This window comes from Cellulomonas pasadenensis (assembly GCF_047229365.1).
Lineage (GTDB): Bacteria > Actinomycetota > Actinomycetes > Actinomycetales > Cellulomonadaceae > Cellulomonas.
The window spans coordinates 20,217-27,315 of sequence record NZ_JBFTEP010000045.1 but is presented as its reverse complement, the minus strand read 5'-3'; the positions used below and the strand labels follow the sequence as shown (position 1 = coordinate 27,315).

At 76.6% G+C, this 7,099-nt stretch carries 6 protein-coding genes; 4 read left to right on the top strand and 2 right to left on the bottom strand.

The window, feature by feature from the left end:
• The first annotated feature begins 216 nt into the window (after positions 1-216).
• Positions 217-1,680: an AAA family ATPase gene (locus AB6N23_RS08620; protein WP_412865680.1), complete on the top strand. Its 1,464-nt coding sequence runs from the start codon at positions 217-219 to the stop codon at positions 1,678-1,680.
• 12 nt (positions 1,681-1,692) lie between these two features.
• Here AB6N23_RS08620 and AB6N23_RS08615 read toward each other — a convergent pair whose 3' ends face one another.
• A complete protein-coding gene (locus AB6N23_RS08615) occupies positions 1,693-2,097 on the bottom strand; it encodes a hypothetical protein (protein ID WP_412865679.1) in 405 nt (134 codons plus the stop codon).
• Between the two features lie 604 nt (positions 2,098-2,701).
• Here AB6N23_RS08615 and AB6N23_RS08610 point away from each other — a divergent pair.
• Positions 2,702-2,950, top strand: coding sequence for a WhiB family transcriptional regulator (locus tag AB6N23_RS08610; protein ID WP_013117620.1), 249 nt, complete (start codon positions 2,702-2,704; stop codon positions 2,948-2,950).
• 229 nt (positions 2,951-3,179) lie between these two features.
• Here AB6N23_RS08610 and AB6N23_RS08605 read toward each other — a convergent pair whose 3' ends face one another.
• Positions 3,180-4,661 carry a sensor histidine kinase gene (locus AB6N23_RS08605; RefSeq protein WP_412865678.1) on the bottom strand — a complete coding sequence of 494 codons (1,482 nt, stop codon included), beginning with the start codon at positions 4,659-4,661 and terminating at the stop codon, positions 3,180-3,182.
• Positions 4,662-4,812: 151 nt separating this feature from the next.
• Here AB6N23_RS08605 and AB6N23_RS08600 point away from each other — a divergent pair, with 151 nt between their 5' ends.
• Positions 4,813-5,340, top strand: a complete 528-nt coding sequence (locus tag AB6N23_RS08600; protein WP_412865677.1) for a DUF2505 domain-containing protein — start codon at positions 4,813-4,815, stop codon at positions 5,338-5,340.
• 434 nt (positions 5,341-5,774) lie between these two features.
• Positions 5,775-7,076, top strand: a complete 1,302-nt coding sequence (locus AB6N23_RS08595) for an ABC transporter substrate-binding protein (protein WP_412865676.1) — start codon at positions 5,775-5,777, stop codon at positions 7,074-7,076.
• The last annotated feature ends 23 nt before the right edge of the window (positions 7,077-7,099 follow it).

Below are 7,099 nucleotides of genomic sequence, written 5' to 3'. Positions count from 1 at the left end.
CCCCCCCCCCCCCCCCCCCCCCCCCCCCCCCCTCCACCCCCCCCCCCCCCCCCGCCCCCACCACATCCATGGCATCGGCGGCAGCGTCAGTTGTGTATACGAGACCGCGCCGGGCCCGGCGCCGACGACGTCGCCGCCTGGGTGTCGGCGGCCCGCCGTGCGGCGCGGGGGCGGCCCGGCCCCGACGTGCCGTGGTGCCCGCCCCTGCCGTCCCGCGTGACGACGGCGGACGTGCCGCCGGGCGACGGGCTGGCGCTCGCGCTCGCCGACGTCCCGGACGAGCAGCGGCGCGCCGGCGTCCGCTGGGAACCGGCGTCCGGGCCGCTCCTCGTGCTCGGCGGTCCCGCATCCGGGCGGTCCAGCACTCTGCTCGCCGTCGCCGCCGGCGCGTCCCGCGCCGGTGCGCACGTGCACACCGTCGGCCTGCCCGAGGCGACCGTGCGCGCGGTGTCCGACGCGCGCACGCTCGGCACGGTGCTGCCCGCGGACGACGCCCACCGCACCGGGCTGCTGCTCGACCGGCTGCACGGCGCCGTCGGCGCGGGGGCGCCCGCGGTGCTCGTCGTCGACCGCCTCGACGTGCTGCTCGAGACGCTCGGCCGCCACGCCCGGGGCGTCGCCGCGGACCTGCTCGTCGCGACGTGGCGCGACCCCGCGCCCGGCCTCTCCCTCGCCGCGTCGGCCGCGGTGGTCCCGGCGGTCACCCGCCTGCTGGGCGACTTCCCCACCCGCCTCGTGCTGCCCGTCGTCGACGCGTCGGCCGACGCCCTCGCCGGCGTCCCGGCCCACCTCGCCACGGTGCGGACCACGCCCGGGCGCGCCGTCGTGACGGGTGCGGGGCCGGCGCGGGTCTGCCAGGTCGTGCTGCCCCCGCCGGACCGGGCCGGGGACGACGCCACACCCGGGGACGGGACCGCCGTCCCGGGCGCACCGGTGCGGGTCGCCCGGCTGCCCGACCACGCGCCGCCGCCCGCACCGACGCGCGCCGCCGACGGCGCCGTCGTCGTGCCCCTCGGCGTCGGCGGGGACGACGGCGGTCCGGTGCACGCGGACGCGAGCCGCCCGCTCGTCGTGGCCGGCCCACCGGGGTCGGGACGCACGACCGCGCTGCTGGCCGTCGCGCGGGCGTGGGCCGCCGCAGGTCACCACGTGCTGCGTCTGGCGCCGGCGAGCGCCCGCGAGGACGACGGCGAGGACGCCCCGTGGACGACCGTCGGCCCCGGCGTGCCGCCGACGCCGCCGGACGGCGACGCGTCGACGGTCCTCGTCGTCGACGACGTCGACGAGCTCGAGCGGACGGCTCCACGCGCGGCCGACGCGGTGGACGACCTGCTGCACGCGCCCCGCCCGCGCGTGGTCGCGCTGGCGACGACCTCCGCGCACGCGGCCGGCGCGTTCCGCGGCCCCGTCGCCACGGCGCTGCGGTCCCGCCTGGTCGTGGTGCTCGACCCGCACGACGGGGACGCGACGGCGCTGCTCGGGCCGGGCGCGGCGCTGCACGGCGACCCGGCGTGCCGCTTGCCCGGGCGGGGCGTGCTGCGCCGGGACCGGGCGCTGCGCCGGGTGCAGGTGCACGCGGCCGGCCCCGCGGACCGGGCCACGATCGGGCGCACGGCCGAGCCCGTGGCCGAGCCTGGGGCCGAGCCCGTGGCCGGGCCCGGGGACGGGCGCCCCCCGTGACCACGGCGTGCGTCAGGCGCGTCCGTCCACGTCGTCCGGGCCCGTGCGCGACGTCGCGGCGACGACCGGTGGCGCCAGCACGGCTGCACCGACCACCACGCCGAGCAGCACGCCGAGACCCGCGCGCGGCCCGGCGCCGCTCCCCCAGAGGGAGGCCGAGACGACGACGAGGAGCACCTGCGCCGTGAGCACGGGGCCGCGCCCCCACCGGCGCCCGGACCACAGCGCGCGGGCCGCGGCGCCGAGCAGCAGCGCCGCCCCCAGGGCCAGGACCACGAGGAACACCGCGACGGCGGGCACCTCGGAGCCGCGCACGAGCGTGGCAGTCCCCGCGACCCCCGCCGCGACCAGGACGAGGACCTCGAGCAGCACCAGGCCGCAGGCGACGACGAGCAGGGCGGGGCGGGACCTCGGCATGGCACGACCCTAGGCGTCCGTGCCGGCGGCACGCCCGCACGCCCGCATGCCCGCACGCCCGCACGCCCGCACGCCCGCACGGACGACGCCGGCGGGCCGCCCGGCCGGGGACGCGCCCACGGGTCCACAGGCGGCACGTCCGCACGACACGCCGACCCGCGTGGCACATACCAGATCGCACCCGTGCTCAGCACCACGCCGTACGTGGCGTGACCTCGGCCACGTGCCGGACCGCGGTCGTGACGACGGTCACGCGGCGCCGCGGCGCGCCGTCCTGACCGCCCCGAGCACGGGGTCCGTCGGCCGTGCGGGAGCACGACACCGCAGGTCAGACGCTCGCGCACGCCGACGTGCCGCTGACCTGGACGTTCGCCCCGGCGGCGTGCGGGGCGCCGGGGCGGGCGCCGCCGCCCGACCGTCCGGCGCGCCGCCCGGTGTGATCAACGCCTCACCCGTCACCACGATGAAACCTTGTCGTAACCCTTGTCTCGACCGGTGGGCGGTGTGAGTCTTGATGCAGCACGTCCCCCCCACCACTGAACCCACGTCGTACGGCTGCGCCCACCCCCGGGGCGCGGGGCCGACGCGTGCAAGGAGAGATCCCATGGACTGGCGTCACCGCGCTGCCTGCCTCGACGAGGACCCCGAGCTGTTCTTCCCGATCGGCAACACGGGTCCGGCCCTGCAGCAGATCGAGGAGGCGAAGGCCGTCTGCCGTCGCTGCGACGTCGTCGACACGTGCCTCAAGTGGGCGATCGAGACCGGCCAGGACGCCGGCGTCTGGGGCGGCCTCTCCGAGGACGAGCGCCGCGCCCTCAAGCGCCGCACCGCGCGCCAGCGCCGCGCCGGCTGAGCCGCCGCACCCCGTCGTCCCCGCCCACCCGGCGGGGCACCGCGCGGTCGGGCCACACCTCCTGACCGCCCCCGCAGGGCCGTCCGCGACACACGCGGGCGGCCCTGCGGCGTACCCGGCGGACGCACCGGCCCCGCGCCCGACGTCCGCCCGCGCGGACGTCCGAGGACCGCGCGGACCGACGGCCCGCGGAGGGACCACGGCCTGGCGCGCACCCGCGCCGCACCGCTCAGGCGACGGTCGCGGTGTCCCGCCCCTGCCGCAGCCGCGCCTGCAGCACGACCGACGTGCCGCCGCCGTCACGCGGACGCCACTCGATCGACCCGCCGAGCTCGTTGCGCACCAGCGTCGACACGATCTGCGTGCCCAGCCCCGTCCCCGCGCCCCGCTCCGCCGGCAGGCCGGCGCCGTCGTCGGCCACCTCGACCTGCAGCGCGTCGCCGTCGCGGTCCACGACGATGTCCACGGAGCCGTGCTCGCGGCCCGCGAAGCCGTGCTCGACGGCGTTCGTCACGAGCTCGGTGAGCACGAGCGCGAGCGCGGTCGCGTCCTCCGCCGGCACGGCGCCGAACGAGCCCCGCACCTTCGTGCGCACGTGCGCGCCCGCCGTGGCGACGTCGGCCGCGAGCCGCAGGCTGCGCCCGACGAGGTCGTCGAAGGGGACGCTCTCGTCGAGCGTCTGCGACAGGGTCTCGTGCACGAGCGCGATCGTCGCCACCCGCCGCATCGCCTCGCCGAGCGCGTCGCGGGCCTCGGGGCTGCTCATCCGCCGGGACTGCAGGCGCAGCAGCGCCGCGACGGTCTGCAGGTTGTTCTTCACGCGGTGGTGGATCTCGCGGATCGTCGCGTCCTTGGTGATGAGCTCCCGCTCGCGGCGGCGCAGCTCGGAGACGTCGCGGCAGAGCAGCACGGCACCGACGCGCTCGCCGTGCTCGGTCAGCGGCACGGCACGCATCGACAGCGCCACCCCGCGGGCCTCGACGTCGGCGCGCCACGGGGCGCGGCCCATCAGCACGAGCGGCATCGACTCGTCGACGGTCGCGTTCTGCTCGATGAGGTCCGAGGTCACCTCGACGAGCGACCGGCCGACGAGGTCGCCGAGCACGCCCAGGCGGTGGAAGCACGACAGCGCGTTGGGGCTCGCGTACAGGACCTCGCCCTCGCCGTTGAGGCGCACGAGCCCGTCCCCCACGCGGGGCGCACCGCGCCGCGGGCCCGTCGGCGCGTCCGGCGCCGGGAACTCCCCGCGCGAGACCATGCCGAGGAGGTCGTCGGCCGCCTCCACGTAGTTGAGCTCGAGCCGGCTGGGCGTGCGCGCGCCGCCGAGGTTGGTCTGGCGGGCCAGCACGGCGATCGCGCGCCCCTCGCGGACCACCGGGACCGCCTCCTCCCGCACGGCGTAGGAGCCGAACCAGCGCGGCTCGCGCGACCGCTGCGGCGCCTGCTCGTCCAGCGCGCGGCGCAGCTGGGGGCGCTGCCCGTCGGGCGGGTGGGACCCGACGACGTCGTCGTAGTGGACGGTCGCACCCGTCGAGGGCCGGCACTGCGCGACCGCGACGAAGTCGCCGTCGGTGGTGGGCAACCACAGCACGAGGTCGGCGAAGGCGAGGTCGGACACCACCTGCCAGTCCCCGACGAGCAGGTGGAGCCACTCCAGGTCGGCGGCGGCGAGCGGCCCGTGACGTGCGACGAGGTCGCTCAGGGTGGACACCGCCCCAGGGTACGCAGCGGCCGATAGGCTCGACGTCGGGTCTCGCGCCCGCGCACCGACGCACGTCGGGCCGTGCGCACCCGTGGCGCCGTCCCTCGACGCGCGCGGGGACCGACGGGGACGACGGCTGACGACGGCAAGGGGGCTCGCGGTGGAGCTGCGCGTGGCGCACGAGCTGCCGGCGGACGCGACGGACGCGGGACGCATGCTCGCGGACAGCGCCTACGTCGACGCGAAGGTGCGCGCGTCCGGGGCGCACGAGCGCCAGGTCGACGTCACGGGGTCGGCCGCCGGCGCCTTCACCGTCACCACCCGGCGTGCGCTGCCGACCGAGCTGATCCCGCCGCACCTGGCCGGCGTCGTGGGGACGGCCATCGAGGTCCGGCAGGTCGAGGCGTGGGAGGCCGCGCAGGCCGACGGCGGGCGGACGGGCACGGTCGTCGTCGAGATCGTCGGCGCCCCGGTCCGGGTGACGGGTCGCACGGCCCTGACCGTCTCCGGCCCCGACGCGTGCACGCTGACCTACGAGGGCGACGTCCGGGCGGCCGTCCCCCTCTTCGCCGCCCCGGTCGAGGCCGCGGCCGCCCAGGCCGTGCGCGCCGCACTCGACGCGGAGGCCGCCGTCGCGCGGTCGTGGCTCGCGCGCGACACCGCCGACGGGCACGACCGGACCCTCTGACGGCCACGCGGCGGGTGCTCGCGGGGGACATGTCCGGCACGTCCGGCACCGGTCCGCCGGCGCGCCACCAGGGGTCCGACCCGCGGTCGCCGACGACCGGTGCGAGCACGGTGCCGTCCAGGTCACGGACCGGCTCCCCCGCCGTAACGATTGGGTAACGTGGGAGCGGTGGGAAATCGCGCTGACCTGCACCGATGCCCCTATGGAACCGCTACCACCCGGATGGCCGACACGGGGCTCCTTGACACTCGACCATGATGCCGACGAAGGTGTCACCCAGCGCGTGGGAACGCTCCCGCGGACGACCACGGGAATCCCACGTCGGGGCCCGACGGCCCCACGCGCGACGCCCGTCGCGGCCCCTGCGGCGTACGGGTGCCGGGTGGACACCAGGGGTACGGCGACGTCGCCGTCCGACTGACAAGGGAGTCACAGTGCGCAAGACCACACGCAAGGCGTGGGCGCTCGCGGCCGGTGTGACGGGCATCGCCCTCATCGCCTCCGCCTGCTCCGGCAGCAACGACGCGGGCGAGGGCGAGGACTCGGGCGACGGCGGCAACGTCACGCTCACCGTCGCCACGTTCAACGAGTTCGGCTACACCGACGAGATGTTCGACCGCTACGAGGCCGAGAACCCCGGCGTCACGATCGAGCAGAAGCGCGCGGCGACGGCGGACGAGGCCCGCGAGAACCTGAACAGCCGCCTGGCTGCCGGCTCCGGCACCTCGGACATCGAGGCGGTCGAGGTCGACTGGCTCCCCGAGCTCATGGAGTTCCCCGACAAGTTCGAGGACCTCACGTCGCCCGACGTCGAGGGCCGCTGGCTGGACTGGAAGACCGAGGCGGCCACGACCGCCGACGGCAAGCTCATCGGCTACGGCACGGACATCGGCCCGCAGGGCATCGCGTACCGCGCCGACCTGTTCCAGGCCGCCGGCCTGCCGGCCGACCGCGAGTCGGTCGCCGAGCTCCTCGGCGGCGCCGACGCCACGTGGGAGAAGTTCTTCGAGGTCGGCAAGACCTACACGGGCGCCACGGGCAAGCCCTTCTACGACTCGGCCACCGCCATCTACCAGGGCATGGTCAACCAGGAGAAGGCCGCGTACGAGGACCCCGAGACCGGCGAGATCATCGCCGCGGACAACCCGCGCGTGAAGGAGATGTTCGACCAGGTCGTCCAGGCCTCGGTCGGCGACAACCTGTCGGCGCACTTCGAGCAGTGGAGCGACGACTGGACGAGCTCGTTCCAGAACGACGGCTTCGCGGTCATGCTCGCCCCGGGCTGGATGCTCGGCGTCATCGAGGGCAACGCGGCCGGCGTGACCGGCTGGGACTTCGCCGACGTCTACCCCGGCGGCGCCGGCAACTGGGGCGGCTCGTACCTGACCGTCCCGTCGCAGGGTGAGAACGTCGAGGAGGCCAAGAAGCTGGCCGCCTGGCTGACGGCGCCCGAGCAGCAGATCGAGGCGTTCGAGAACAAGGGCACGTTCCCGAGCCAGATCGAGGCGCAGGAGTCGGAGGCGGTCCAGTCGGCCACCAACGAGTTCTTCAACAACGCCCCGGTCGGCACGATCCTGGCGAACCGCTCGAAGGGCATCGAGGCCCCGTTCAAGGGCCCGAACTACTTCACGGTCCAGACGGCCATGAGCAACGCGCTCGTCCAGGTGGACGTGAACGGCGAGGACCCGCAGGCAGGGTGGGACTCGTTCCTCCAGGTCGTCAACGGCCTCGGCTGACGTCGATCTGAGCCTGGGGCCGG

Bases quoted from the DNA above. Each gene is read 5' to 3' on its own strand.
- AB6N23_RS08615 (WP_412865679.1), bottom strand. From the start codon at position 2,097: ATGCCGAGGTCCCGCCCCGCCCTGCTCGTCGTCGCCTGCGGCCTGGTG.
- AB6N23_RS08610 (WP_013117620.1), top strand. From the start codon at position 2,702: ATGGACTGGCGTCACCGCGCTGCCTGCCTCGACGAGGACCCCGAGCTG.